At 65.8% G+C, this 26,212-nt stretch carries 20 protein-coding genes, 3 tRNA genes and 2 pseudogenes; 5 read left to right on the top strand and 20 right to left on the bottom strand.

Annotated features, from left to right (window positions below):
- Positions 1-6: 6 nt before the first annotated feature.
- The 6 genes from SB749_RS14515 to SB749_RS14490 all read right to left on the bottom strand — a co-directional run bounded on the left by SB749_RS14515 (position 7) and on the right by SB749_RS14490 (position 4,513).
- Positions 7-990: a patatin-like phospholipase family protein gene (locus SB749_RS14515; protein WP_410710914.1), complete on the bottom strand. Its 984-nt coding sequence runs from the start codon at positions 988-990 to the stop codon at positions 7-9.
- Positions 991-1,066: 76 nt separating this feature from the next.
- Positions 1,067-1,933, bottom strand: coding sequence for an SDR family oxidoreductase (locus SB749_RS14510; protein WP_062245263.1), 867 nt, complete (start codon positions 1,931-1,933; stop codon positions 1,067-1,069).
- A gap of 148 nt (positions 1,934-2,081) precedes the next feature.
- Complete coding sequence (gene acs / locus SB749_RS14505) at positions 2,082-4,031, bottom strand: acetate--CoA ligase (protein ID WP_410710913.1); 1,950 nt, start codon at positions 4,029-4,031, stop codon at positions 2,082-2,084.
- A 151-nt stretch (positions 4,032-4,182) separates the two neighbouring features.
- A tRNA-Phe gene (locus SB749_RS14500) sits at positions 4,183-4,258 on the bottom strand.
- Between the two features lie 71 nt (positions 4,259-4,329).
- Positions 4,330-4,403: transfer RNA gene (locus tag SB749_RS14495), tRNA-Asp, on the bottom strand.
- 37 nt (positions 4,404-4,440) lie between these two features.
- A tRNA-Glu gene (locus SB749_RS14490) sits at positions 4,441-4,513 on the bottom strand.
- A gap of 168 nt (positions 4,514-4,681) precedes the next feature.
- Between SB749_RS14490 and SB749_RS14485 the strand changes: the two genes are divergently transcribed.
- Together SB749_RS14485 and ybaK are read left to right on the top strand one after the other, a co-directional pair.
- Entirely contained in the window at positions 4,682-5,029 is a 348-nt protein-coding gene (locus SB749_RS14485) for a metallopeptidase family protein (RefSeq protein ID WP_167194072.1), read from the top strand.
- 207 nt (positions 5,030-5,236) lie between these two features.
- Positions 5,237-5,737 (top strand): Cys-tRNA(Pro) deacylase, encoded by a 501-nt coding sequence (gene ybaK, locus SB749_RS14480; protein WP_410710912.1) that lies wholly within the window; start codon positions 5,237-5,239, stop codon positions 5,735-5,737.
- Positions 5,738-5,772: 35 nt separating this feature from the next.
- Here the strand turns inward: ybaK and SB749_RS14475 are convergent, their stop codons facing one another.
- Positions 5,773-6,384, bottom strand: a complete 612-nt coding sequence (locus SB749_RS14475; RefSeq protein ID WP_410710911.1) for an IMPACT family protein — start codon at positions 6,382-6,384, stop codon at positions 5,773-5,775.
- 82 nt (positions 6,385-6,466) lie between these two features.
- On the opposite strand from SB749_RS14475, the gene SB749_RS14470 reads away from it, so the two are divergent.
- A complete protein-coding gene (locus SB749_RS14470; protein ID WP_410710910.1) occupies positions 6,467-7,837 on the top strand; it encodes an aspartate aminotransferase family protein in 1,371 nt (456 codons plus the stop codon).
- Positions 7,838-7,898: 61 nt separating this feature from the next.
- On the opposite strand, the gene SB749_RS14465 is transcribed toward SB749_RS14470, so the two are convergent.
- Both SB749_RS14465 and SB749_RS14460 read right to left on the bottom strand, forming a co-directional pair.
- Positions 7,899-9,530 carry an amidohydrolase gene (locus tag SB749_RS14465; protein WP_410710909.1) on the bottom strand — a complete coding sequence of 544 codons (1,632 nt, stop codon included), beginning with the start codon at positions 9,528-9,530 and terminating at the stop codon, positions 7,899-7,901.
- A 70-nt stretch (positions 9,531-9,600) separates the two neighbouring features.
- The gene (locus tag SB749_RS14460; protein WP_410710908.1) at positions 9,601-11,322 is read right to left on the bottom strand and encodes a thiamine pyrophosphate-dependent enzyme; all 1,722 of its coding nucleotides are present in this window, start codon (positions 11,320-11,322) and stop codon (positions 9,601-9,603) included.
- 188 nt (positions 11,323-11,510) lie between these two features.
- On the opposite strand from SB749_RS14460, the gene SB749_RS14455 reads away from it, so the two are divergent.
- Positions 11,511-14,333 (top strand): aminotransferase class I/II-fold pyridoxal phosphate-dependent enzyme, encoded by a 2,823-nt coding sequence (locus SB749_RS14455; RefSeq protein ID WP_410710907.1) that lies wholly within the window; start codon positions 11,511-11,513, stop codon positions 14,331-14,333.
- Positions 14,334-14,345: 12 nt separating this feature from the next.
- Positions 14,346-15,362, top strand: a pseudogene (locus SB749_RS14450) (proline racemase family protein).
- Positions 15,363-15,384: 22 nt separating this feature from the next.
- Here the strand turns inward: SB749_RS14450 and SB749_RS14445 are convergent.
- The 11 genes and pseudogenes from SB749_RS14445 to pcaH form a co-directional block, all read right to left on the bottom strand.
- The gene (locus SB749_RS14445; RefSeq protein ID WP_410710906.1) at positions 15,385-16,152 is read right to left on the bottom strand and encodes an amino acid ABC transporter ATP-binding protein; all 768 of its coding nucleotides are present in this window, start codon (positions 16,150-16,152) and stop codon (positions 15,385-15,387) included.
- On the bottom strand, positions 16,149-16,943 hold the full coding sequence (locus tag SB749_RS14440; RefSeq protein ID WP_167200663.1) for an amino acid ABC transporter permease: 795 nt from the start codon (positions 16,941-16,943) through the stop codon (positions 16,149-16,151). Before SB749_RS14440 ends, SB749_RS14445 begins: the two co-directional genes overlap by 4 nt.
- 226 nt (positions 16,944-17,169) lie before the next feature.
- Complete coding sequence (locus SB749_RS14435; RefSeq protein WP_410710905.1) at positions 17,170-17,967, bottom strand: transporter substrate-binding domain-containing protein; 798 nt, start codon at positions 17,965-17,967, stop codon at positions 17,170-17,172.
- A 246-nt stretch (positions 17,968-18,213) separates the two neighbouring features.
- Entirely contained in the window at positions 18,214-19,650 is a 1,437-nt protein-coding gene (locus SB749_RS14430) for an MFS transporter (RefSeq protein ID WP_410710904.1), read from the bottom strand.
- Between the two features lie 200 nt (positions 19,651-19,850).
- Positions 19,851-20,585, bottom strand: a complete 735-nt coding sequence (locus tag SB749_RS14425) for a peptidylprolyl isomerase (protein ID WP_410710903.1) — start codon at positions 20,583-20,585, stop codon at positions 19,851-19,853.
- A 107-nt stretch (positions 20,586-20,692) separates the two neighbouring features.
- On the bottom strand, positions 20,693-21,904 hold the full coding sequence (locus SB749_RS14420) for an MFS transporter (protein ID WP_410710902.1): 1,212 nt from the start codon (positions 21,902-21,904) through the stop codon (positions 20,693-20,695).
- A gap of 155 nt (positions 21,905-22,059) precedes the next feature.
- On the bottom strand, positions 22,060-22,485 hold the full coding sequence (pcaC, locus tag SB749_RS14415; protein ID WP_410710984.1) for a 4-carboxymuconolactone decarboxylase: 426 nt from the start codon (positions 22,483-22,485) through the stop codon (positions 22,060-22,062).
- A 117-nt stretch (positions 22,486-22,602) separates the two neighbouring features.
- Positions 22,603-23,388 (bottom strand): annotated as a pseudogene (locus SB749_RS14410) (alpha/beta fold hydrolase); the annotation flags it as partial.
- Between the two features lie 44 nt (positions 23,389-23,432).
- On the bottom strand, positions 23,433-24,803 hold the full coding sequence (locus tag SB749_RS14405) for a lyase family protein (protein ID WP_410710901.1): 1,371 nt from the start codon (positions 24,801-24,803) through the stop codon (positions 23,433-23,435).
- Between the two features lie 6 nt (positions 24,804-24,809).
- Positions 24,810-25,394: a protocatechuate 3,4-dioxygenase subunit alpha gene (gene pcaG, locus SB749_RS14400; RefSeq protein ID WP_410710900.1), complete on the bottom strand. Its 585-nt coding sequence runs from the start codon at positions 25,392-25,394 to the stop codon at positions 24,810-24,812.
- Positions 25,387-26,211, bottom strand: coding sequence for a protocatechuate 3,4-dioxygenase subunit beta (gene pcaH / locus SB749_RS14395; protein ID WP_410710899.1), 825 nt, complete (start codon positions 26,209-26,211; stop codon positions 25,387-25,389). The genes pcaG and pcaH overlap by 8 nt, the downstream gene beginning before the upstream one ends.
- Between the last annotated feature and the right edge of the window lies 1 nt (position 26,212).

Genomic DNA, 26,212 nt, shown 5'->3' with positions numbered 1-26,212 from the left:
TCAGGATCATTTCCGGTCAAAACGGTCCTTCCACTCCTGCCAGTGCCACTGGGCCAGAAACTTCTCTCCGGCCATTCGGCCCGACGAGATGAGGTCGAGTTTGTCATCGTCAGTGAGAGCGAAGTCCGTGCTGCTATGGCCGGTCGTGTCGACGAACACCGTCCGCTCGGTTACCGAGGGGTCATCGATGTGTCGCCGGTCGTGCGCATTGAGCATCGTCGACACCAGGGACTTCGCGTACTGGAAGGTTGTCGCGTTGGGCCGCCATTCGGCGGCCGCTGTCTGCCGGGCGGAGAGCATGACACCGAAGGTCGGCCACCGCGCAGGCTTTGCGTCTTTGCGGTCGAAGACGTCGACGGGGAAGTTCGAGAGCAGTCCGCCGTCGGCGCCGAGCACGGAGTTTCCACCGGCAATGTCCGGCCGGGCAGGCAGGGCTCGCGGACGGAAGAAGAACGGACTGGCCGCTGAGGCGCATACCGCCTCGGCGACGGACTGGCTGTCCGCATCGACACCGAGGGCCTCTTCGTAGTCCCAGGGCAGGCGGAGCATGCGGCCGCGGGAGACATCGGAGACGATGACGACGAGCCGATATGACCGCTCAGGTGGGATCGCGCTGCCCGGATCGTCGAGTTTGAGGTGACCCCACGTGCGCACCCCCTGATCGGCCAATGCCGAGGCGAGGAAGTCATGGAGCGCCTCTCCCACATACATTCCCTTGTGCAGCAGCAGTCCCTGTACTCGACCCAGCCAGGGGACGAGGTGGAAGACAGGAGGAAGGTCCTCGAACTCAGTGAAATCCTGTTCGAGGACCTTCTGCTCAAGCGTCTGCGGGGCGATCCCCGCCGCGGTCAGCGCACCGACGATGGCTCCGGCCGAGGTGCCGGCGATCCGGTGGAAGTCGTAGCCTGCGTCGGCGAGGGACTCGACCGCGCCGACCAGGCCCGGCAGCTTCGCCCCTCCGCCTTCGAGGACGAGATCGGTCATCGCCATGCCAACTCCTTCCCGTGGTTCCCTGATTCCATTGTGGACCCGGAACGCGGGAGAGGCAGGGACACCAGAGCCTGAGTCAGACTCCTGCCGGCTGGCGCCTGCGTGCCGCACGACGGCTGCGGGGGCTGTCGCCGCCGGTTCGGCCGGTGAAGTGGTCCATGGTCTGGTTGACGCCGAGGAAGTCCATCACTGCGTCGAACGCGCGGGTCGGCAGGAGGCGGACACCCGGAACCAGGCGCACGAGTGAGGGCATGACCAGCTGCTCACGACCGGATTCGATCGAGTCGATGACCTGAGTGGACACGTTGTTCTCTTCGAGGATCGGCAGCAGGCGGGGGAACTTCGTCTGGACGCCGGCGAACATCCCCGTGTTGATGTAGAACGGGCAGACAACGAGGGTGTTGACCCGGCTGCCTTCTGCGCGCAGCTCTCCGCGTAGCGATTCGGTGAAGCCGACGGCGGCCCACTTGCTCGCCGAGTAGTCGGTCTGCTTGGCCACACCGGTCAGACCCGCTGCGCTGGCGATATTGACGATCGAACCGTGGTTGCGTTCCCGGATGCCGGGCAGGAACGCCTTCGTCGTCCAGTACAGGGCCATGGTGTTGACGTCGAAGGTGCGTCGGATCGCGGCCTCGTCGGCGTCGAGGAGCTTTTTTCCGGTGACGACGCCGGCGCAGTTGACGAGGATGTCGATGTCGCCGACGTCCTGCGCGGTGGAGGCGACCTGGGCGGAATCTCCGACATTGACGGAGAAGGTGCGGGCGCGAACTCCCTTGGCTTCGATCTCCTGACGGACAGCCTCGCCGGTCTCGGCCGAGAGGTCCCAGATGATGACTTCGGCGGCTCCGCGGTCAGCGGCTTCGAGGGCCATGAGCCGTCCGATTCCGCTGCCGGCTCCCGTGATGAGGATGCGGCTTCCGGCGATCTTCGTTCCACGCGTCATGTCTATGCGTCCTTGCAGTTAGGCTTCAGTGCGGTCCGTCTCGTACAGAACCCGCCCGAGCGGGCCCCACGAGATGTTACCTGACAGTACATCAGTGTGCCGTGGGTCACGCAAGAGCGGGTTCGGAAATCGCCCGTCGGCCGGGGGATCAGCTCTCCTTCATGCCCTTCTGGATGAGGGCCATCACCGAGGAGTCCGCGAGAGTCGTGACATCGCCGACCTCGCGATTCTCGGCGACGTCCTTGAGCAGCCGACGCATGATCTTGCCCGACCGGGTCTTCGGCAGATCGGGCACGATCATGATCGAGCGCGGAGTCGCGATCGGTCCGATCGAGGACCGCACATGACTGCGCAGCTCACCTACGACATCGTCCCCGCCGTCGTTAGCGCTCTCCCGGAGGATGACGAAGGCCTCGATCGCCTGCCCTGTCATCTCATCAGCAGCCCCGACCACGGCCGCCTCGGCGACCTTCGGATGGGCGACGAGAGCGGACTCGATCTCCGCGGTCGACATCCGGTGTCCGGAGACGTTGAGCACGTCGTCGACGCGGCCGAGGACCCAGAAATCACTGTCGCGGTCGATCTTCGCCCCGTCCCCGGCGAAGTACACGTCCGGATACTGCGACCAGTAGGTCTTCTTGAACCGTTCCTCGTCGCCCCACAGGGTGCGCAGCATCGACGGCCACGGTTCCTTGATGACGAGGTAGCCGCCGTTTCCGGGTTCGACCGAATTGCCCTCGTCGTCGTAGACGTCGGCGACGATGCCGGGCAGCGGACGCATCGCCGATCCCGGCTTCGTCGCGGTCACACCCGGCAGGGGACTGATGAGGATGCTGCCGTTCTCTGTCTGCCACCAGGTGTCGACGACGGGACAGCGGTTCCCGCCGATGTGCTCGCGATACCACATCCATGCTTCGGGGTTGATCGGTTCGCCGACGCTGCCGAGCAGGCGCAGGCTGGACAGGTCGTACTGGGCGGGGATGTCGCGGCCCCATTTCATGAACGACCGGATGGCGGTGGGCGCGCAGTAGAGGATGGAGACCTTGTACTTCTGCACGATCTCCCACCACCGTCCCCGGTGCGGGGTGTCCGGTGTTCCCTCATAGAGCACCGAGGTGGCGCCATTGGCCAGCGGACCGTAGACGATGTACGAATGGCCGGTCACCCAGCCGATGTCCGCGGCCGTCCAATAGACGTCCGTCTCCGGTTTGATGTCGAATACCGCCCAATGGGTGAACGAGGTCCCGACGAGGTAGCCGCCCGTGGTGTGCATGATGCCCTTGGGCTTTCCGGTCGTTCCCGAGGAGTACATGATGTAGAGCGGATGCTCGGAATCGAAGGCTTCCGGAGTGTGTGTCTCCGGCTGCCGATCGACGACCTCGTGCCACCACAGATCACGGTCGTCATTCCACTCCACGTCCTGGCCGGTGCGACGGACGACGAGGACATTGCGCACCTCGGGGCAGTCCTCCATCGCCTCATCGACGACGGATTTGAGACCCGAGGGCCTGCCCTTGCGATAGCCGCCGTCGGCAGTGATGACGAACTCGACTCCGCAGTCCTTGACGCGGTCGGCGATCGCCGAAGCGGAGAAGCCGCCGAAGATGACCGTGTGCGGGGCGCCGAGGCGGGCGCAGGCGAGCATGGCAAACACCGTCTCGGGGATCATCGGCATGTAGATGGCGACGCGGTCGCCGGTCTTGACCCCGAGTTCGGTGAGGGCGTTCGCGGTCTTCGAGACCTCGCGCAGAAGATCGGAGTACGTGATGGTGCGGGTGTCGCCCGATTCGCCTTCGAAGTAGTAGGCCACGCGATCACCGAGGCCGTTCTCGACATGGCGGTCGACGCAGTTGTAGGAGGCGTTGAGCCTGCCGCCGGTGAACCACTTCGCGAAGGGCTTCTCCGACCAGTCGAGGACCGTGTCGAAGGGCGTCTCCCAGCTGATGCGCTGTGCCTGCTCCTCCCAATAGCCGATGCGGTCGGCTGCGGCCTTGTCGTACTCGTCGGCTTTCGCATTCGCATTCTCGGCGAAGTCCGCTGGGGGTGGGAAAGCCCTGTCCTCGTGGCTGAGTTCCTGAATCGTCGGATTGTTCGTCATCGTGCTCTCCTTTCACCCTGCACCACCACGACGTGGGCGGGTCATCGAACTCATCTTCAACCTACTCCAGTTGATTTGGATTTCAAGAGGTGCGGGCAGACGCGAAGAAGCCCCGCTTCCCAGTCCAGGACTGGGAAGCGGGGCTTCCGTGTGGTGGCTCCGACCGGCGTCGATCCGGTGACCTTTCGATTTTCAGTCGAACGCTCTACCAACTGAGCTACAGAGCCGAGCCGCCGGCATACTCATCAAGTATGCCGAGAGAAACAAAGGCTCTTCCGAAGAAGAGCCTTATGCTCCGCGACCCTGACGGGACTCGAACCCGCGACCTCCGCCGTGACAGGGCGGCGCGCTAACCAACTGCGCCACAGGGCCTTGCTGTTGCGATGGAAGACCTTACGATCTTACACCGTACCCCCAACGGGATTCGAACCCGTGTCGCCGCCGTGAAAGGGCGGTGTCCTAGGCCTCTAGACGATGGGGGCCCAGGTTGTCCTCGGATTCCCCGTGGGCAACGACGTTAAGCTTATCCCACCCGATTCGCGGAATGCAAAACGAAAAGGAGTGTCCTCGGTCACATGGCGAGAACGGTGCTTTTCGACGTTCCGCGGGGCCGCCTCGGCGAGGGGATCGAAGTCGCTAGAGTGGGAGGCATGGAGGCCCTGAGTGATGAGGAGTTCGACGCGATCCTCGGCGAAGCCCTGGATCTGCTGCCTGCCGGGGTGACCGAACAGCTGGACAATGTCGCACTGTTCGTCGAGGACCGGCCGGAGAACGGTGATCGACACCTGCTCGGCCTCTATGACGGCACGCCGATCGGGGAGCGGGGGATCGCCGGGTTCGAGATGCCCGACAATATCTTCATCTATCGTGACAACCTCATCGACTTCGCCGAGGATCGGGACCACCTGCGGGAAGAGATCGTCATCACCATCGTCCACGAGATCGCCCATTTCTATGGGCTCGATGATGACCGACTCCACGAACTCGGGTGGGGCTGAGCACCCCCGACCGAAGGGGTCAATGGGATTACCGGCGGGTCACTTGACGTCACGGGAATTGGCGTCCGTGGGCCTACTTCGCCTATTGTGGGCGGGTACCTATCAGCACCGATACAACATTCCGTCCGTATCGATGCGGGGACATGGAGTCGTGAAAGCTGCGCCTCCGGGCCCCGCTGACCTGCGGGCAGGAGGCACTACCCCCTTATGACAGTTGCATCCAAAACGACCAGCGCGGCAACCCCGGCCGTGCGAGTGCTCAACCTGGCAGGCATCGACTACAGCCTGCGCAGCTTCGACCACGACCCCGCCACCCGCCGTTACGGATCGGAGGCCGCCGACAAACTCGGCGTCAGCTCCGACCAGGTGTTCAAGACCCTGATGATCCAGGTCGACGGGCAGCCCGTGACCGCGCTCGTCCCCGTCTCCGGTCAGCTCGACCTCAAGGCCCTGGCCTCCGCGCGCGGAGCGAAGAAGGCCCAGCTGTCCGGCGTTGCCGAGACCGAACGTCGCACCGGCTACCCCGTCGGAGGAGTCTCCCCGTTCGGACAGCGCCATGCCGTGCCGGTCGTCGTCGACCGCACCGCGCTCGACCATTCGACAGTGTTCGTCTCGGCCGGCCGTCGCGGTCTCGAGATCGAGATCCGCCCCGAGGATCTCGTCATGCTCACGAACGCCCAGGTCGCGAAGATCGCCGCGCTCGACTGATCAGCTCTCGCTGATCCGAGCGCCGATCCCCGGCCTCACACCCATTCGACCTCACCGACCTCGGGCTCTGCCCGACCGGCGGTGAGGTCGGCGTACATCGCCACGGCATCAGCCACCTCGGCGAGGGGAACCAGGACGTCGAGTCCGACCTCACCGCCGTAGTCGGCCCGCGTCGCCCACCCCCGGTTCCCGGCCGCCCGCTCCAGCGCATTGGCCTGGGCATAGTCGACGGCTGCTGACACCGGGACGCGCTCATGACGGGTGACGATCCGCGCCTCATCCACTGCCGCCGAGGTGGCCTGACCGTAAGCGCGCACGAGCCCGCCCGCACCCAGTAAGGTGCCGCCGAAATACCGGGTGACGACGGCGACGACGAAGGTCAGATCATGACCGGTGACGACATCGAGGATCGGAGCGCCCGCGGTGCCGGCCGGTTCGCCGTCATCGCTGAAGCGCTGAGTGCGCGAATCGGTGTCGAGAACGAACGCCGAACAATGGTGGCGGGCCTTCGGATGCTCGGCGCGCGTCTCGGCGATGACGGACCTGGCCTCAGCCTCATCCGCGGCAGGGGAGAGACGGGCGAGGAAACGGGATCTCTTGATCTCGATCTCGGCCTCGACGGGGCTGACGATGGTCCGGTAAGACATGCTCGTCACTGTAGTCGAATGTGTTCTACGATGAGCCCACGGGCGCGGATTCCGCGCTCATTCCCGGTACTTCAGTGAGAGGGTGACAATCGTGCACCAACCAGGCGAGATCGACCTCGCAGCGCTCAAGGACGAATCCGCCCGAGCCCGTGAACTCGACCGCGCGCACGTCTTCCATTCGTGGTCGGCACAGCGGCTCATCGACCCGCCGACCGTCGCCCGCGCCCAGGGGTCGACGGTCATCGACGGTGAGGGCCGGGAGTTCCTCGACTTCTCCTCGCAGCTGGTGAACACGAACATCGGCCACCAGCATCCGGCCGTCGTGCAGGCGATCAAGGACCAAGCCGATGTGCTGTGCACGATCAGCCCGGCCACCGTCAACGCAGCCCGTTCCGAAGCGGCACGCCTCATCACCGACCGCACCCCAGCCGGGCTCGATCACGTGTTCTTCACCAACGGCGGCGCCGATGCGAACGAGCACGCCATCCGCATGGCGCGACTGCACACCGGCCGGACGAAGGTGCTCTCCCGCTACCGGTCCTACCACGGTGGAACCCAGACGGCCGTCAACGTCACCGGTGACCCGCGCCGGTGGGAGAACGAGACCGGAGAATCGGGCGTCGTCCACTTCTTCGGACCCTTCCTCTATCGTTCGGAATTCCACGCCACCACCGAGGCGGAAGAGACCGAACGTGCGCTGCAGCACCTGCGTCGGACCATCGAGCTGGAGGGACCGGCGACGATCGCCGCGATCATCCTCGAATCCATTCCCGGCACCGCCGGCATCATGGTGCCCAGCCCTGAGTACATGCAGGGTGTGCGGGCGCTGTGCGACGAGCACGGGATCGTGCTCATCGCCGACGAGGTGATGGCCGGATTCGGACGCTCGGGCAAGTGGTTCGCCTTCGAGCACTTCGACATCGTCCCCGATCTCATCACCTTCGCCAAGGGCGTGAACTCCGGGTATGTGCCGTTGGGCGGGGTTGTCATCAGCGACGCGATCTTCGAGACCTTCGCCGAACGCGTCTACCCCGGCGGACTGACCTACTCCGGGCATCCGCTGGCGTGCGCGGCGGCGGTCGCGACGATCAACGCGATGGCCGACGAAGGCATGATCGAACACGCCGCGCATATCGGAGAGACGATCATCGGACCCCGTCTGCGGCAGATCGCGGAGAATTCGAAGCATGTCGGCGAGGTCCGCGGCACCGGGGCGTTCTGGGCGATCGAACTCGTCTGGGACAAAGAGTCCAAGGAGCCGCTGGCCCCTTATGGCGGTGGCTCACCCGAGGTCGCTTCGGTGGTGGCGGCGCTGAAGGAACACGGCGTCATCCCGTTCAACAACTACCACCGGCTGCACGTGGTCCCACCGATCAACATCAGCGAAGAGGACCTCGAACGCGGTCTCGGAGTCTTCGAGAAGGTCCTCACCGACTTAGACTTCCCCCGCTAGTACTACCTGACGGCGGCCCAGCAACCTCGCGCGAGGTTGCTGGGCCGCCGTCAGGTAGTAACTAGGGGGTTTGGTGGGTGTATTCGCCGCCTAGGATCGTGGCCTTGACCGGGATCTGCGCGATCTCGTCCGCCGCGACGTTGGCTGGGTGAGTCTCCAAGGCGACGAAGTCGGCGAGTTTGCCGCGGCTCAGCGTCCCCTTGTCGGCGCCCTGGCCCGAGGCCTTTGCCGCCTCGACCGTGTAGGCGGCGATCGCCTCATCGACACTCAGACATTCCGCGGCCGAACCCATGACGTCTCCGTCGCGGGTCCTGCGGGTGACATACGCTTCGATTCCGCGCAGCACATTCCCGTCGGCGCACGGGCGGTCAGAGCTGCCGGCCATCGGCACACCCGCATCGACGAACGACTTCGCCCGGTAGATCAGGTGCCGGCGGCCCGGGCCGAGCGAAGCATTCATCCCGTCCCCGATGCCATCGGCGAACGCCGCCTGGGGGGTGACGACGATTCCGTGCTCGGCCAGCGTCGCCAGATGCTCGTCATGGACCAATGCGGCATGCTCGATCCGGTTGGGCACGGCCCGACGGCCATAGCGCTTCTGCGCCTCGACGATGTTGGCGACCGCGGCATCCACGGCGGCATCGCCGATGGCGTGCACGGCCAGCGACCACCCGGAGGCATAGGTGTCGAGGATCTGCTGACGCAGCACCTCCGCGTCGTCCTGCAGATAACCGGGGTGGTCCTTGCCCGCATAGTTCTCCCGCAGCGCCGCGGTCTCGCCGGACAAGGCACCGTCCATGAAGAACTTCACGGGCCCGATCGAGATGAGATCATCGCCGAGGCCTGTGCGCAGTCCCGCATCCAGACCGATGCCGAACCCGTCGGCTGAGTTCGCCGCGATCGGATGCAGACCGTCGGCCTGCGGCATGAGCTGAGCTCGGGCTCGCAGTTTGCCCTCTTCACGGGCGCGCAGATAGCCGCTGATCTCAATGGGGGAGTGACCGATCCAGCCGTAGGCGATTCCGCATTCGCCGAAGGACGTGATTCCTTCCTTCGCGTAGTAGGCCGTCGCCAGGTCGAGGGCGTCGACGACGGTGTCGAGTGAATACGGGCGGATGAGGTCCTGCACCAGAGTCTGCGCGGTCTCCTCGATCAGCCCGGTGGGATGCCCGGCCGCGTCACGCACGACCTTCCCGCCGACCGGCTCCTCGAAACCGGGGTCAAGGATTCCCGCCCGGCGCATCGCCTCGGTATTGGCGATCGCGGCGTGACCCGACGTCTGCCGCATGAACAGGGGGCGGTCCCCGGTGATCTCGTCGAGTCTGGCCCGGTCCGGATACTGCCCGTCGTAGTCACGGTGGGCATACCCCGTGGCTTCGATCCATTCCCCAGCCGGAGTCGTTGCCGCGGCTTTCTCGAGTGCGGCATACACATCGGGCAGACCGCCGGGCAGCGCCGTGACGTCGACCGAGGCCAGAGTGAGACCGAACCAGGTGGTGTGGCAGTGGACGTCGTTGAAGCCCGGCAGCACAGTCGCCCCGCCCAGGGACTCGACACGATCGGCTGTGACACCGTCGAGCTCCTCGTCGAAGCCGATGATCCGGTTGCCCCACACCCCGATCCTCTGCGCCCGCGGGCGCGTCGGATCAAGGGTGAATGCGTCGAGGTCGGTGAAGATCGCGTCGATTCTCATGCATCCACCTTAGTCAGATTCGTTCGCCGTCCGCCCCACCGTTCACATCAGCTCGTTCTCACCAGCTCGTTCACGGCAGGCGCGCCCCGCGAACGGTCGGATCCGTGATGCAGTGGACGAGCGAGAGTCCCTTGTGCTCCAGCGCCTGTTCGAACGCGTCGCGGAAGTCCTCGGTCCGCTCGACGCGGATGCCGAACCCGCCGAACGCCGTGGCCATGGCTGCGAAGTCCGGGTTCTGCAGTGCCGTGGCGGTGGCCCGGCCCGGGTAATCGCGGTCCTGATGGCCGCGGATCGTGCCGTAGACCGAATTGTCGTTGAGCACGACGGTAAGGTCCGCGCCGTATTGGACGGCCGTGGCCATCTCCTGCCCGTTCATGAGGAAATCCCCGTCACCGGCGATGCAGAACACCGCCCGTTCCGGATGGACGAGTGCGGCGGCGACCGCGGCGGGCAGACCGAATCCCATCGATCCGTTGCGCGGCCCCAGCGCCGAGGGGAACCCGTGCGTGGGCAGGAACCTGGTCGCCCAACCGGAGAAGTTCCCCGCCCCGTAGGTGATGATCGCGTCCTCGGCCAGCAGCTCCTTCACATGGACGAATGCTTCGTCCATGTCGACGAATCCCGCCGAGGCGGCCGACCCCGAACCTGCCACCTGCGGTGTCCGCCACGCCTCGAGCTCGGCCCGAGCCTCGGCGACCCAGGCCGGCAGCGGCACAGCATCCCCGGCCGCTTCGGACAGGTCATCGCCGAGCGGCGGTTCGTCGATCGACCCGTCGGAGGACACCGAATACGTGCGGGTGCCCTCCTCGGTGAACAGGGATTGGGCGAACCGGCTCACCGAGGTGACGATGTGCTGGTCGAGACGACCGAAATGGCCGTGCGCATCGGCATCGGGGCCGATGACGACGGTGCGCTGGTCGACGCCGTTCATGAACCCGTCGGTGGCCACATCGGTGCGGACGCAGCCCAAGAAGATGTGCAGGTCCGCCTCGGCGAAGACCCTCTTCGCGACGGGGGAAGCACCGTAGCCCAAGATGCCGAGGAAGTTCGGACTGTCGTGGTCGATGCCGTCATAGGCGCGGAAGGTGCCGAGCACCCCGAGGCCGCGGTCGCGTGACCACTGGGCGATGCGCCGTGAGGTCGACGGCGACCAGTCCTCGCCGCCGATGATGAGAACGGGACGGTCGGCGGCGGTGATGCGGGCGCGCAGCTCCGTGACGTCCCCGGCATACGGTGAGGCCGAACCGTGCACGCGAGGGGGCAGCACCGTTCCCGAACTCGGGCGGACGAGGACCTCTTCGGGCAGACCGACGATGACGGGACCGGGCCGCCCGGTCACGGCGGTGTGCATGGCGTCGACGACCACCTCGGCGGCCTTATCGGGGTCATCGAGGGTGAGCACCTTCTTCGCGGTCGAGGAGAACCAGCCGTCCAGATCGAATTCCTGGAAGGATTCGCGACCGCGATGATCGGTGGGGATGAGGCCGACGAAGACGACGAGCGGGGTCGCATCCTGGTAGGCGGTGTGGACGCCGACCTTGACGTTCGCCGCACCGGGACCACGCGTGACCATGGCGATTCCGGGCACTCCGGTCATCCGCCCCTCGGCGACGGCCATATATGCGGCCCCGCCCTCCTGGCGGCAGACGATCGGGGTGATCGACGAATCGCGGAGTCCGTCGATGACATCGAGGTACGACTCGCCGGGAACCAGATAGGTGCGAGTGACTCCGTGTGTTTCGAGTTCCTCGACGATGAGATGACCTGCAGAAAGAGACGCGGAGGTGTCCATACTCCATGCTTATCATCATTTCGCCTCCTGTGGTTGTCTCAACTGCCCACCACCCTGCCCATTCGAAACTGTGAGGTCGTATGATCGTGCAACAACGGAATCAGTACGGTCCGCCGACTGAGCCCGTGAGCAGGAATTCCACACCGGACCGGGGTGGGGACTGAGACTGACAGCCAGGAGGCTCTCGCATGACCGGAATCGACTCCGACCAGGCAACGGCGCAGGAGTTTGAGCCCGCCGACCTCGGCGGCGGCCGCAGGCACGGTCGCGTCGGAGCCCCCTCGACGCCGCGCCGGGCGCAGCTCGAGCGGGATCCGGGAATGCCGGCGAGCACGTGGCGGCTGCGCTCCGATGCGTGGGAGTACCTGAAGTTCGCGATCAAACGTCTGGCCGTCAGCGGCGGGGACTTCTCGATGATCGCCGAAGACGGCGAGGTGTGGCGCTCGCTGCGTTCGCTGAAGACGATCGAGCTCTACTGGGCAGGTTTCGGTCAGCGCTATGTCGAGGAGATCACCGACCTGCTCTCGAACGGCGAATTCGACCGTGCGCACGACATGATCACACGTGCGGTCAACCGGCTCCGGGGCACCACCGTGCCCGACACCGGTGAAGACGACCTCACCGAGGATGAGCGCGCCGAACTCAAGGACCGCCAGGACACCCGTCCCCGCTTCGAGGTCCTCATCGTCGACGAGACCACCGAGGGCGGCCGCGATGAGCTGCACACGGATCTGCTCAAACTCCGCAACGCCTCCGACCAGTTCATCTACGACTACGTCATCGTGCCCACCGCCGACGATGCGGTGGCGGCGGCCCTGACGAACCCGAACCTGCTCGCCTGCGTCATCCGTCCCGGTTTCACCGACAACACCCGCGAGGTGCTCAGCCGTGACCTGCGCGATTCCATCGAGTTCGCGCACACCTCGACGAAGGAGTCGCCGACGGCGCCGATGAGTCCGCTCAATTCGGTGCGCCGGGTGCTGCGGCTGGCCGACACCCTGGCGAATCTGCGCCCCGAACTCGACCTCTACCTCATGGCAGGCGCCCATATCGAAAGCCTCGCAGGTGCCCTGACCCACCGGTTCCGTCGTGTCTTCCGCCGCGAGGACCAGTTCGAACTCCACCTGTCTCTGCTGCGCCGCATCCAGCACCTCTACGACACTCCGTTCTTCGACGCGATCCGTGAGCACGCCCGCCGTCCGGCTGGTGTCTTCCATGCACTGCCAGTCTCCCGCGGCGGCTCTGTCGTCGGTTCGAAGTGGATCGGGGACTTCGTCGACTTCTACGGACTCAACTTGCTGCTGGCCGAATCCAGTGCCACCTCCGGTGAGCTCGATTCTCTGCTGGCACCGGTGCACACGCTGAAGAAGGCGCAGTCGCTGGCCGCTCGCGCCTACGGTGCCAAGCGCACGTACTTCGTCACGAACGGCACGTCGACGGCGAACAAAATCGTCCACCAGGCCGTCGTCTCACCCGACGAGGTCGTCATGGTCGACCGCAACTGCCACAAGTCCCACCACCATGCGCTCATGCTCACCGGTGCTCGCACCGCCTACCTCGAGGCGTACCCCCTCAACGATGTCGCCTTCTACGGGGCGGTGCCGCTGGGCAGGATCAAGCAGCTGCTGCTCGACTACCGTGCCGCCGGCCGCCTCGACGAGGTGCGGATGATCACCCTGACCAACTGCACCTTCGACGGAATCGTCTACGACCCCTACAAGGTCATGTCCGAATGCCTGGCGATCAAGCCCGACCTCGTCTTCCTCTGGGACGAAGCCTGGTTCGCCTTCGCCCGATTCCACCCGGTCACCCGCAAGCGCACCGCCATGGTCGCCGCGGAGACCCTGGAGGAGAACCTGTCCACGAACGCCCACGCTGCTGCGTACCGGGAGCAGCAGAAGCGCCTGTTCGATCCCGAGACCGGCGCCCCCGCCCCCGATTCGGTGTGGCTGGAGGAGGACCTGCTGCCGCCGCCGGACGCGACGATCCGCGTGTACGCGACCCAGTCGACGCATAAGACGCTCACCGCGCTGCGTCAGGGGTCGATGATCCACGTCTATGATCAGGAGTTCTCCTCCGGCGCCGAGGATGCCTTCCACGAGGCGTATATGACCCACACTTCGACGTCGCCGAACTACCAGATCCTCGCGTCCCTCGACCTCGGTCGCAGGCAGGTGGAGATGGAGGGCTTCGCGCTGGTGCAGAAGCAGCTCGACCTGGCGATGAGTCTGTCCTCGGCGATCGCGCGTCACCCGTTGCTGAAGAAGACGTTCAAGGTGCTCACCGCCGCCGATCTCATCCCCGAGGAATACCGGGTGACCGAACGGACGATGCCGCTGCGCGATGGACTGTCGACGATGTGGGACGCCTGGGTCCGCGACGAATTCGTCGTCGATCCCAGCCGCATCACCGTCGAGATCTCGGGCACGGGAGTCGACGGGGATACGTTCAAGCACGAGCACCTCATGGACCGCTACGGCATCCAGGTGAACAAGACGAGCCGGAACACCGTGCTGTTCATGACGAACATCGGCACCTCACGCTCGGCCATCGCCTACCTCATCGAGGTGCTGGTCAAACTGGCGGGGATGTTCAATGATCCGCACGAGCTCCACGAACAGGACGCGTTGACCGAACCGGCCGCGGTGATGCCGCCGCTGCCCGACTTCTCAGCCTTCGCCCCTGACTACGCCGCCGAGGTCCCGGCCGACGACCCGTCGAAGCAGCTGCCCGACGGCGACCTGCGCACCGCCTACTATGCGGGGCTGCGCCGCCAGAACATCGAGCATGTGCTGCCGCATGAGCTGCGGCGCCGTGTCGAGAACGGGGAACAGCCGGTCTCGGCCGGATTCGTCACCCCGTACCCGCCCGGGTTTCCGGTGCTCGTGCCCGGACAGGTCATCACCGCCGAGGTGCTCGATTTCATGTCGGCGCTGGACACCCGCGAGATCCACGGCTATGACTCCCGCCAGGGCTACCGCGTCATCCTCAACGAGGTCCTGGAGAACTGAGCGAGATCGACCGTGCAGACCAACCGTCTCATCCAGACCGTCGAAGCCCACACCGAGGGGCTGCCCGTCCGCGTCGTCACTGGGGGAGTGGGACCATTCCCCGGTGAGTCCATGGCCGATCGCCGGGAGTGGTTCATCGAGAACTCCGACGATCTGCGGACCTTCCTCATGTGCGAACCCCGCGGACACGGGTGGCTCTAGGGTGCGATCCTGCAGCCGCCGACTCGTGCCGACGCGGACTGGGGAGTGCTCTTCATCGAGGTCACAGGGGTGCTGCCGATGTGCGGCGCCGGCACGATCGCGGTCGCGACGGTGCTCGTCGAGATGGGAATGGTGCCCGTCGTCGAACCCGTCACGACCGTGCGTCTGGATGCCCCGATCGGGCTCATCACCGCCGAGGTGGTCGTCCGGGACGGGCGCGCACAGTCCGTGACCATCGTCAACGTCGCCTCGTATGCGCACGCCCTCGACCAGTCCGTCGAGGTGCCCGGACGGGGGACGATCGCCTGCGATATCGGCTTCGGCGGGAACTTCTACGCCTTCGTCTCCGCTGCCGACGTCGGCATCCCGTTCGAGCGCGATCGCGGCGGGGACTTCATCTCTGCAGGCCGTGAGATCATGGCAGCCGTCAACGAGCAGATCGACCCGGTGCATCCGGAGACCGGCTTCCGCGGCTGCGAACATGTCGTGTTCCTGACCCCGCCGACGGAGCCGGTGCCCGATGGCGAAGCGCCGGATGCCCGCCATGTGCTCATCAAACACCCCGGCTGGCTCGACCGGTCGCCCGGAGGCACCGGGACGAGTGCGCTCATGGCCGTCCGGCACGCCCGCGGACAGTTGGGCCTGAACACGGATTTCGTCAACGAGTGCTTCATCAGTACCTCATTCACCGGCCGCCTCGTCGAGGAGACGACCGTCGGCGAGCACGTGGCCGTGGTGCCGACGATCACCGGCAGTTCTTGGCTGACCGCGACCTCGCAGTTCATGCTCGACCCCAGCGACCCGTTCCCCGCCGGATTCACCCTCTGAGCCTACGGGGAGACGCCGACCGCTACCCCAGTTGGCCGGGATGGAGGACGCGGGAGAGGAAGTCCTTCGTCCGCTGCTCCTGGGGATTGCCGATGACGTCCTTGGCCGGTCCGGCTTCGACGACGACTCCGCCGTCCATGAAGACGACGCGGTCGGCGACCTGGCGGGCGAACTCCATCTCGTGGGTGACGACGACCATCGTCATTCCCGCCTCGGCGAGGTTGCGCATGACCTGGAGGACATCGCCGACGGTCTCCGGGTCGAGCGCCGAAGTCGGCTCGTCGAAGAGCATGACGTCGGGGTCCATGCTCAGGGCCCGGGCGATCGCCACGCGCTGCTGCTGACCGCCGGACAGCGATCCCGGCTTGGCCTCCATCTTCTCGGACAGCCCGACCTTCGCGAGGTTCGCCTCGGCGACCTTGTTGGCCTCGGCCTTCGATCGTTTGAGGACCTTCGTCTGCGCAATCGTGAGGTTCTCCCGCACGGTGAGATGGGCGAAGAGGTTGAAGGACTGGAAGACCATGCCGATACGGGTGCGCGCGGCGTCGATGTCGAGATCGAGGTCGGTCATGTCCATGCCGTCGACGACGATCGACCCTCCGGTAGGAGTCTCGAGCGTGTTGATGCATCGGAGCATCGTCGACTTGCCTGAACCCGAGGGGCCGATGACGCAGACGACCTCTCCCTTGTCGACGTCGAGGTTGATGTCGGTGAGGACCTGGTTCGTGCCGAAGCTCTTCTGGAGGTTGCGGATCGCGATGATCGGGGTCTTGTTCGCTGCGTGCATCATTTCACTCCTGAATCTGCGGAACCGTATTTGCGCTCGAGGACCCGCGACAGGTACGACAGCGGGATCGTGATGATGAGGTAGCACAGCGCGATGACGATGAAGGGGGTGAGGTTGGCGGTGTTGACGATCTCAGCGCGGCCGAGTGCGGCGAGCTCACGGCCGTCGACGGAGGATCCGAGGATGTAGGCCAGCGATGAATCCTTGGTCAGCAGAATGAGCTCGTTCGTCAGCGGCGGCAGGATGATGCGCATCGCCTGCGGAAGGACGATCGTGAACATCGCACGCGATGATGACATACCCAGTGAGCGGGCGGCCTCGATCTGGCCTTTCGGCACGGCCTGGATTCCGGCGCGGATCGTCTCCGCCATGTAGGCGGAGGACACGAGTCCGAGGGCGATCATGATGATGACGAGCTGCGGGAGGATGAAGCCGGGGAAGGCCACCGGCAGACCGAATCCCATGACGAGGAAGACGACGAGGGCGGGCAGCCCGCGGAAGAACTCGATGTAGATCGTCGCCAGCCAGCGGTAGACGCCGACCGAGGACAGGCGCATGAGGGCGACGACAAGAGCGATCGCCAGGCCGAGGGCGAAGCCGAGAACGGTGAAGACGACTGTGTTCTTCAGCGCTCCCGTGATGACTTCGGGGAACATGTCGGCGGCGATGTCGAAGCGCCCGAACGTGTCGATGAGCGTCGGCCAGTCGGCGACCAGCGCGACGATGATCGCGATGACGACGAGGATGGCGTATTGGATGCCGCGGGAGAGCTTCGCCTTCTGGCGTTTGCTCATCTTCGCTTTCGGGGTGGCGGTGGCGGTCGGGACGGCTGGGCCGGTCTGGCGGCCGTCCTCGCTCGCGGTGGGAACTGACATGGTTGTCCTTCGAAAAACTGTGGCGGGGGTGTCCGCCGGAATGCGTGCCGTGAGAGTTGGAAAAGACTCAGGCAGGTCGGTCGAACTCAGCCGAACGGGCGGCCTGCAACGACTTCATCGCAGCAGGCCGCCCATTCGCAGGTGATCACTTCGGTGCTTCTCCGAACCACTTCTTGTAGATCTTGTCGTACTCGCCGTTGTCCTTGATCTCCTTGATCGTGTCGTCCACGGCCTTCTTCATCTCGGTGTTGCCCTTCTTCATCGAGATGCCGTAGTGCTCGTCGGTCTTGATATCGAAGCCGACAGCAAACCCCTTGTTCTCGGTGTTGTAGTTGTAGAGCACGCCGTTGTCGTTGATGACGGCATCGACCTGACCGGTCTTGAGGGCCTCGAGCGAGAGCGGCAGATCCTCGTAGGTGATGACCTCGGAATCCTTGAAGTTCTCAGTGGCGTAGTCGAGGCCCGTGGTGCCGGACTGAGCGGCGATCTTGAAGCCCTTGAGCGCCTTCTCGTCCTTCGCGGTCTTGTCGGCCTTCGTCAGAATCGCCTGGTTCGCATCGAAGTACGGCTCGGAGAAGTCCGTGGCCTCTTCGCGTTCGGGGGTGATCGTCGTCGCCGCTGCCGCGACATCGCACTTCTGCTGATTGAACTCCGCGCCCGAGGTGATCGTCTCGAACGAGGTGTTGATGATCTCCTGTTCGACGCCGAGCTTCTTTGCGACGGCATCGACGATGTCGACGTCGAATCCGACGACCTCGCCGTCCTTCTCGAACTGGAACGGCTGGTAGGACAGGTGGGTGCAGGTGGTCAGCTTGCCTTCCTTGACGAGGGGGACTCCGCCTTCGGCGGTCGCTGCAGGTTCGGAATCGCCTCCGCCGCCGCAGGCGGACAGGGCGAGCATGGCGCCGGCGGCCACAATGGCCAGGCTCGAGCGTCGTTTCATGGTTCCTCCAGGGGATCGGTGACAGGTGAGTCACGTACGCGGTCCGCTCTGACGTTGACGTCTGAGCAGTGTCTGTGAGAAATCCTACCGTGAACTGGGTCACACTCATGTCGCATCGATAATCGCCGAGGTGGTTGTGACGAAATCGTAGTCATTCCCGGTGATCGGGACGGCCGCTCGGCAGTCGACCGTGGACGCGAAAGGCCCGACCAACGAAAACGTTGGTCGGGCCCTGATTCAGGAATCTCAGCTCAGCTGATCCTCCATGTCGATCTCCGAGGTGTCCTTGGCCAGCCACAGGGCGATGATCGTAAGGATCGCTGCGGCGATGATGTAGAGGCCGCAGTAGAAGATCGACCCTCCTTCGGCCTGCCACAGGGCGACCATCGCGAACGGTGCGGGTCCGGCCCCGATGACGCTGGACATGTTGTACGAGATCGCCGATCCGGTGTAGCGGACGTTGGCGGGGAAGAGTTCCGGCAAGTACGCGGCCATCGGGCCGAAGGTCAGTCCCATGAGGATGAAGCCGACGATGAGCCCGACGATGACTCCTGCAGTGCCGGCGTTGAACAGCGCGTTGACGACGAGTCCGTAGGCAGCGATGAGCACGGTCACGCCCAGCAGCATCTTCCGGCGGCCCAGCTTCTCGGCCAGCGGCCCGGAGACGACGGTGAAGATGCCGAAGAAGACGACTCCGATGATGAGGTAGGTGAGGAATTCATTCTTCGTGTACCCCAGCCCCGCGACGAACCCGGCGGGATCGAAGGTCTTGCCTGCCGCCTCGGCGGCGGTCTGAGCCTGTTCGGGGGTGGCCGGCGAGGTGCCGTAGGTGAGGGTGAACGCGGTCATGAAGTAGAAGATCACGTAGGTCGCGAGCATGATGAACGTGCCGAGGATGAGCGGCTTCCAGCTCGTGGCGAAGACCCGCCCGAGCGGGGCCTTCGAGATCTGCTGCTTCTGAGCGACGAGCTGGAACGCCGGGGTCTCCATGAGCGACATGCGGACATAGAGGCCGACGGCGACGAGCAGGGCCGAGAGCAGGAATGGGATGCGCCAGCCCCAGGCGAGGAATGCCTCGGGGGAGGTCCAGGTGCCGAGGGCGACGAAGAGCAGGTTCGCGATGATGAAGCCGACGGGGGCGCCGAGTTGTGGGAAGGTGCCCCAGATGGCGCGTTTGCCCTTCGGAGCATTCTCGGTGGCCAGCAGTGCCGCGCCCGACCATTCGCCGCCGAGGCCGACGCCCTGGCAGAAGCGCAGGAGGACGAGGAACAGCGGGGCGAGGACGACCCAGCCCGGCGTGCTGGCGGTCGGCAGCAGGCCGATGAGGAAGGTGCCGATGCCCATGATGAGCAGGGAGGCGATGAGCGTCTTCTTCCGGCCGACGCGGTCACCGAAGTGGCCGAAGATGATCGAGCCGAGTGGGCGGGCGACGAAGGCGACGCCGAAGATCGCGAACGAGCTCAGCAGCTGAGTCGTCGATGTCTGATTGGGGAAGAAGAGGGCCGGGAAGACCAACGAGGAGGCCGTGGCGTAGGCGTAGAAATCGAAGAATTCGATCGTGGTGCCGACCATCGAGGCGGTCAGGACCTTGCCGCGGGTGTTGTTCTTCCGAGTCGCAGCGATTGCGTCGTCGTCGACTCCGGGTGCCGAGGAGGAATTCTCCGGCTGTGTTTCGGTGGACATGGTGGTGGTGCTCCGCTGTTTCGTGAGTGCAGGCACGGGCGGGTGGTCCGTGCCAATGGAAAAGGCCGTCGGCGCTGTGTCTGGCACAGCGTCGACGGCGACGAACCGAGATTACGCTCGTCTCACAAAACGTGAATTCCGAGTCTCACCAATTGGGATTACTAGGTGGTCGAAGTGTTCTGGACAACTCGGACGGACGATCAGTCCGCGGTGATGACCTCGGTGATCGTCACCTTCTCCTTGGGTGCGCCGTCGCCGGCGCCGGAGTCCGTGCCCTTGGCAGCGAGATCCGCGACGGTCTTCGTGCTCTTCTCATCCAGCTGTCCGAACACGGTGTAGTCGGGCGGCAGCGAGCTGTCGTCGTAGACGACGAAGAACTGGGAGCCGTTCGTATCCGGGCCGGAGTTCGCCATGGCCAGAGTGCCGGCCGGGTAGGTTTCGGAGCCGTCGAGCTCATCGGCGAACGAGTAGCCTGGGCCGCCGGAGCCGGTGCCTGTGGGGTCGCCGCATTGGAGGACGAAGATGCCCTCGGTGGTCAGGCGGTGGCATTCGGTGTCGTCGAAGTACTTCTGCGCGGCCAGCGACAGGAAGCTGTTGACGGTGCACGGGGTGCGATCGGCGTCCAGGGTGGCGGCCAGGTCGCCTGCCGAGGTCGCGATGGTGGCCGTGATGCTGCCCTTGGCCTCCGGTTCCTCTGCGGGTGCTTCGACGTCCTTCGCCGCGGACTGCGAATCGGCGGGGTATGAGCACGTTCCCGCCGCGGCCGAGGAGTCAGATTCTCCGGAACCTTCTGCGGAATCCCCCTCGGAATCAGACGATCCGCATCCGCTCAGCAGCAGAAGAGCGAGGACAGCGAAAGCCGCGAGGGTCAGCACGACGGCCGATTTCGGGCGACGGGTCAGGGCATGAGAGCGACTGGGCGCAGGGTGATCCATGCGTTCATCGTATCGGCACTTTCATCGAGACACGGGCGCGGCGTCGAGACACGGGCGTGCACACGCGTTTCTCGACACTCAACCCGTTTCTCGGCGCGGCCTGGGGCTCAGGTGTCGACGGAGGTGCGGGTGCTCGGTTCGGGGGAGCCGCCTCGGCGAAGGAAGATCGCGATGGAGATGACGATGAGTCCGAACAGGCACAGACCCACGCCCACCCAGGACGGTGCTCGGTAGCCGAGGCCGGCGGTGATGACGATTCCGCCGAGCCATGCGCCGAGCGCATTGGCGAGGTTGAAGGCGGCGTGGTTCATGGCCGCGGACAGGCTCGGGGCGTCGTGGGATTCGCGGAACAGGCGCATCTGCAGGGCCGTGGTGATCATCGACCCGGAGACGCCGATGAGGAAGAGCGCGATGATGGCAACGGCCGCGATATGGGTGAAGGCGCCGAAGGCGGCGAGCACGAGAGCCGAGAGGATCATGCCGCCGGTGGCTGAGCGCTCGATGGACTTGTCGACGAGGGGTCCGGCGATGAGGGATCCGGCGGTCATGCCGAGGCCGTAGACGGCGAGCACCCACGGGATCGCGACGCCGGGGACTCCGGCGACGTCGGTCATCGTCGGGGTGATGTAGGTGTAGACGGCGAACATTCCGCCGAAGCCCACGGAGCCGGCAACGAGGGTGAGGATGATCTGCACGCGTCCGAGCGCCTTGATCTCACCGCGGGCCGAGGGCACCGCGCCGAGCTTCACGCGCGGGACGCCGACGGCGACCATGATGACGGTGAGCACTCCGAGACCGGCGACGAGGGCGTAGGCGCTGCGCCACCCGAACATATTGCCGAGTGCCGCGGCGAAGGGCACGCCGAAGATGTTCGCGATCGTCAGGCCGAGCATCACGCGTGACATGGCCCGGCCGCGGCGGTTCGCGGGGACGAGGGAGGCGGCGACGACGGCTCCGATGCCGAGGTACGCACCATGGGGCAGGCCCGAGACGAAGCGGGCGATGTTGAACAGCCCGGCCGTCGGAGCGAGCATCGACGCGAGATTGCCCAGGGCGAAGAGGCCCATCATGCACAGGAGCAGCAGCTTGCGGTCCATGTGGGCGGCGATGGTCGTGATCAGAGGTGCGCCGACGACGACGCCGATCGCGTAGAACGACACTGCGTGCCCGGCCTGGGGGACCGTGATACCGAGCTCCTCGGCGATCATCGGCAGCAGACCCATGGTCGCGAATTCGGTCACACCGATGGCGAAGGCGCCGATCGCCAGGGCGAACACGGCGAATTTGTAGACTCCGCGGGAGACCGGTGCTTCGCTCATAGGACTCCTTCGGAGACGAGGGGTGCGTGGGACGACCGCACCAGCCTATTGCTCATCACCGCCGCTCGGTAGCCCTGAGGACGCAATGTGACGATTCGAACAGGCGTCGACCCGGCGTGCCCTCGCCGAGGTGGCCGTTCGCACCGTGTGAACGCTCAGTCCGCGTTCGCTTCCTCCGCGTCGTATTCGGCCAGGGCCTGCGAGGCGACGGAGAAGGCGGTGTTCGCGCTCGGCACCGAACAGTAGATGGCCGATTGGAGGAGGACCTCCTTGATCTCATCGCGGGTGAGCCCATTGCGGAGCGCGGCCTTGACGTGCATGGCGAGTTCGGCTTCGTGGCCGCCGGCGATCATGGCGGTGAGCGTGATCGCCGAGCGCATGCGCCGTTCGAGACCGGGCCGGGTCCAGATCTCTCCCCAGGCGTAGCGGGTGATGAGGTCCTGGAAGTCGCTCGTGAAGTCGTCGACCTTCGCGTTCGCACGGTCGACGTGGGCGTCGGAGAGCACCTGACGGCGCACGGTCATTCCGGCCTCGCGGACCTCGTCCCGACTGGCCTCCCTCGGCCCGGATGCGGTGGGCAGCGCCGCACCGGTAGGGCTCGTGTCTGCCCCGGAAGCGCCTGCGCCCGCAGCACCGCCGGCCCCGGCGCCGAGTCCCTTCCCGGCGAGGAAGTCGTTGAGCAGTCCCGCGGTCACGGCCGGAGCCTCGGCGGGCACGAGGTGGGCGGCGCCTTCGATGACTTCGAGCAGGGCGCCGGGGACTGCGTTGGCGATCTCGGCGAGCTTCGTCGCCGGAGTCGGCTGGTCCTCGGAACCGGCGACGGCCAGCACCGGGCGGGTGATCTCCGGCAGGCGGCCGCGGACGTCGAAATCGGCGAGTGCGTAGCAGAGGGAGGCGTAGGAGAACCGGTCGGCGTCCTGCAGCGAATGCAGCAGTGCCGCCGAGGCTTCGGGTTCACGGTCCATGAACCCCTCACCGAACCACCGCTGAGCCGAACCGATGATCTGGGTGGGCGTGCCCGAGGTCGCCACGGTCTGTGCACGCTCCTCCCAGGCCGAGGCCTCGCCGATCTTCGCTCCGGTGCAGAACACTGCGATGCGACCGAAGCGATCCGCATGGTCGAGGCCGATCTGCAGTCCGATGGCTCCGCCGATCGAATCCCCGGCGAGGTCGACCGGGGTTCCGGGGGCGGCCACATCCGGAAGGACTCGATCAAGGGTGGCCAGGACCGCCTCGGCGAGGTCGGACATCGTCATCCGCGGAGCCACCGACGTCCCTGCGGGGACGTCGAGCGGAGCCGACCGACCGTGACCGGGCAGGTCGATGCCGATGACCGTCGTCTCCGGGCTGAGCGCGGTCAGCTCGGTCGCGGCCTGCTGCCACAGGGCGGCCACGGAGGTGCCCAGCGAGGGCAGGACGACGAGCACTCGGGCATCGGCGGCAGGGGAGGCGGGTGCGGCAAGAACGGATGCGGTGAGGTCCATGGGTGTCACTTTCTTCGGTCGGTTCTCAAGTCGGAATACGGGTCTCAGTCGACGGGCGGCAGGTCGATCTCCTGCGGTCCGGAGCTGTCGATGGTCGCCAGGATGGTGCGGCGGATGTCCTCGGCTTCACCGAGGTAGGTCTCGGGGGTGAAGAACTCCTCGATTCCGTCCTCGTCGCCGATCTCGGCGCGAAGTGCTGCGACCGGGTCGGAGCCGGGGGCGATGATGGCTGCCCGGGTGTCTTTGTCGATCCGGTCGCCGAAGACGATGCCGAGCTTCTCCCCATAGATCCCGGGGGAGGCGGCGTCGAGGTTCGCGCGCATGGCTTCGGCGTTGACCTTCAGGCCCGCGATCATCTCGTCGAGGATGATGAGCGAGGAGATCGCCAGGGTCATGAGCTCGGACAGGGCCGGCCATTCGGCATGCCAGGCGCCGTCGGAGCGTTCTTCGATGGCTTCGGCGGCAGCCGTGGTCAGGGTGGACAGTGATCCGGGGACGCGCATGCCGTTGCGGTGGAGCAGCACCGCCGAGGTGGGATTCGACTTGTGCGGCATCGTCGAAGATCCGCCGGTCGACGCCAGGGACAGCTCACCGATCTCGGGGCGCACGCCGATGAGGATGTCGCGGGCGATGGAGGCGCCCACGGTGACGCATTGGGCGAGGTGGGAACCCCAAGACAGGGTGCGGACGCGGTCGGTGTGCCAGGGGACGGGGATCTGGGTGAGCGCCGCGTCGGGTCCGACCATCTGCACGTGGAATTCGCGCAGCAGGGATTCGGTGGTCTCTCCCGCGAACCAGCGGATCGCGGCGCGGGTGCCGGCGGCCCCGCCGACCTGCACATAGTCGACGTAGGGTGCCTGGCCCTGGACTTCATTGACCTCGGCGGCCCAGGCGGCGGCTTTGAGGCCGAAGGTCGTCGGCAGGGCCGGCTGGGTGAGGGTGCGGGCCAGGCACAGGGTCCTCGCGTGAGCGTCGGAGAGTTCGACGAGGGAGGCGCCGATGACTTCGAGGCGCGCCTGCATCTGCCGCACGACGCGGGAGACGAGCAGCCCGATCGCCGTATCGATGACGTCTTGGCTGGTCAGTCCCCGGTGCAGGCATCGCGAGGCCTCGGGGGAGAGCCGGGAGCGGACGCGGGCGAGAAACGGGATGAGCGGGTTGCCGCCGGATTCGGCGGCCTCACCCAGGGACTCGAGTTCGGTGTGATCGTCCGTGAGCGTGCGGATCGTGGCATCGATGGCGGCGGCCACCTCGGCGCGGATCTCCGACGACACCAGCCCCACCCGTCCCTGCGCGACGATCCAAGCGGTCTCGACTTGGCCGATCGCGGTGATGAACGCGGCGTCGTCGATGGCTTCGGATCCGCGCAGATCGCCGGGGGCGAAGAGGAACCGGGTGTGGGCGGTGTCGGTCATGTCGCTTCAGTCCTCGTGGCTGGGGAATCGGAGGAAGGGGGTTTCCTCCTCACCCTGCAACCGTATGTCGAAGTGCAGCGATCCGTCAGCCCCGCGAGTGGCGATGAGGCGGGTGCGCTCGTCTTCGTCGAGCGAGGACAGGAGCGGGTCGGCGGCCAGGGCCGCGGTGTCCTCGGGCAGATAGATGCGGGTGAAGAGACGATTGAGCAGCCCGCGGGCGAAGATGACGACGCTGATGAAGGGTGCCTTGCCCACCTCGGTGGGGCCTGGGTTGACCGTGGAGAAGCTGAACTCGCCTTCCGGGTCGACGGCGGCGCGGCCGAAGCCGGTGAAGGTGAAGCCGTTGCGGCGCAGCGATCCCGTCTGGCGGGGGACAGTGCCGTGCTCATCGGGCTGCCAGATCTCGAGAATGGCATCGGGGACCGGGTCGCCGGCCCCGTCGTACACGGTTCCTGTCAGCTGCACGGCGCGAGCCGAGCCGGGCGGGACGAGCTCATTGTCGTGTTCGAAGGGCAGCGCGTAGCCGTAGAACGGGCCGACGGTCTGGCCCGGGGTCGGCGTGAGATCAGGGGTCGTGGGGGTGTCAGTCATCGTCCTCTTCTTCCATCCAGGTCCGGTTGGCGCCGGTGAGCACGATGTCCCAGTTGTAGCCCATGAGGAATTCGTGCTCGGTGATGTTGTGGTCATAGGTCGCCACGAGGCGGTCGCGGGCCTTCTGGTCGGTGATCGACTGGTAGATCGGGTCGAGGGCGAAGAGCGGATCCCCGGGGAAGTACATCTGGGTGATCATCCGCTGTGTGAACTCGGATCCGAAGAGCGAGAAGTGGATGTGGGCCGGTCGCCAGGCGTTGTGGTGGTTCTTCCACGGGTAGGGGCCCGGTTTGATCGTCGTGAACGAGTAGGAGCCGTCGTCGCCGGTCAGGGTGCGGCCGACGCCGGTGAAGTTCGGGTCGATCGGGGCCGGATGCTGGTCGCGCTTGTGGATATAGCGTCCGGCCGAGTTCGCCTGCCAGATCTCGACGAGCTGGTTGCGCACCGGGCGTCCTTCGCCGTCGAGGACCCGACCGGTGACGCGGATGCGCTCGCCGATGGGCTCGCCGTCTGCCTGGATGGTCAGATCTGATTCGAGGGTGCCGATGTCCCGGTGTCCGAAGGCGGGGGAGAAGAGCTCGATCGTCTCGGGGTCGGTGTGGCGGGGGTCCTTCGTCGGGTGACGCAGGATCGATGATCGGTAGGGCTGGTAGTCCAGTCGCGGCTGGGTCTCGGGCTTCTTGCCGCCGGCGACGTCCTGTTTGTACTGCGCTTCGATGCCGTCGATCTCGGCAGACAGTGTCGCCTGGGATTCGGCTGCGTCGTCGGGGCCTTTCACTGGCTGATCGTCGGTGTCCGAGCTCTGCTGTGGACTCATC

The organism is Brevibacterium sp. SIMBA_078 (assembly GCF_046534565.1).
In the GTDB taxonomy this organism is placed as follows: Bacteria; Actinomycetota; Actinomycetes; order Actinomycetales; family Brevibacteriaceae; genus Brevibacterium.
Note: the sequence above shows the minus strand (reverse complement) of the source record. Positions and strands in the feature narration are given on the sequence as shown.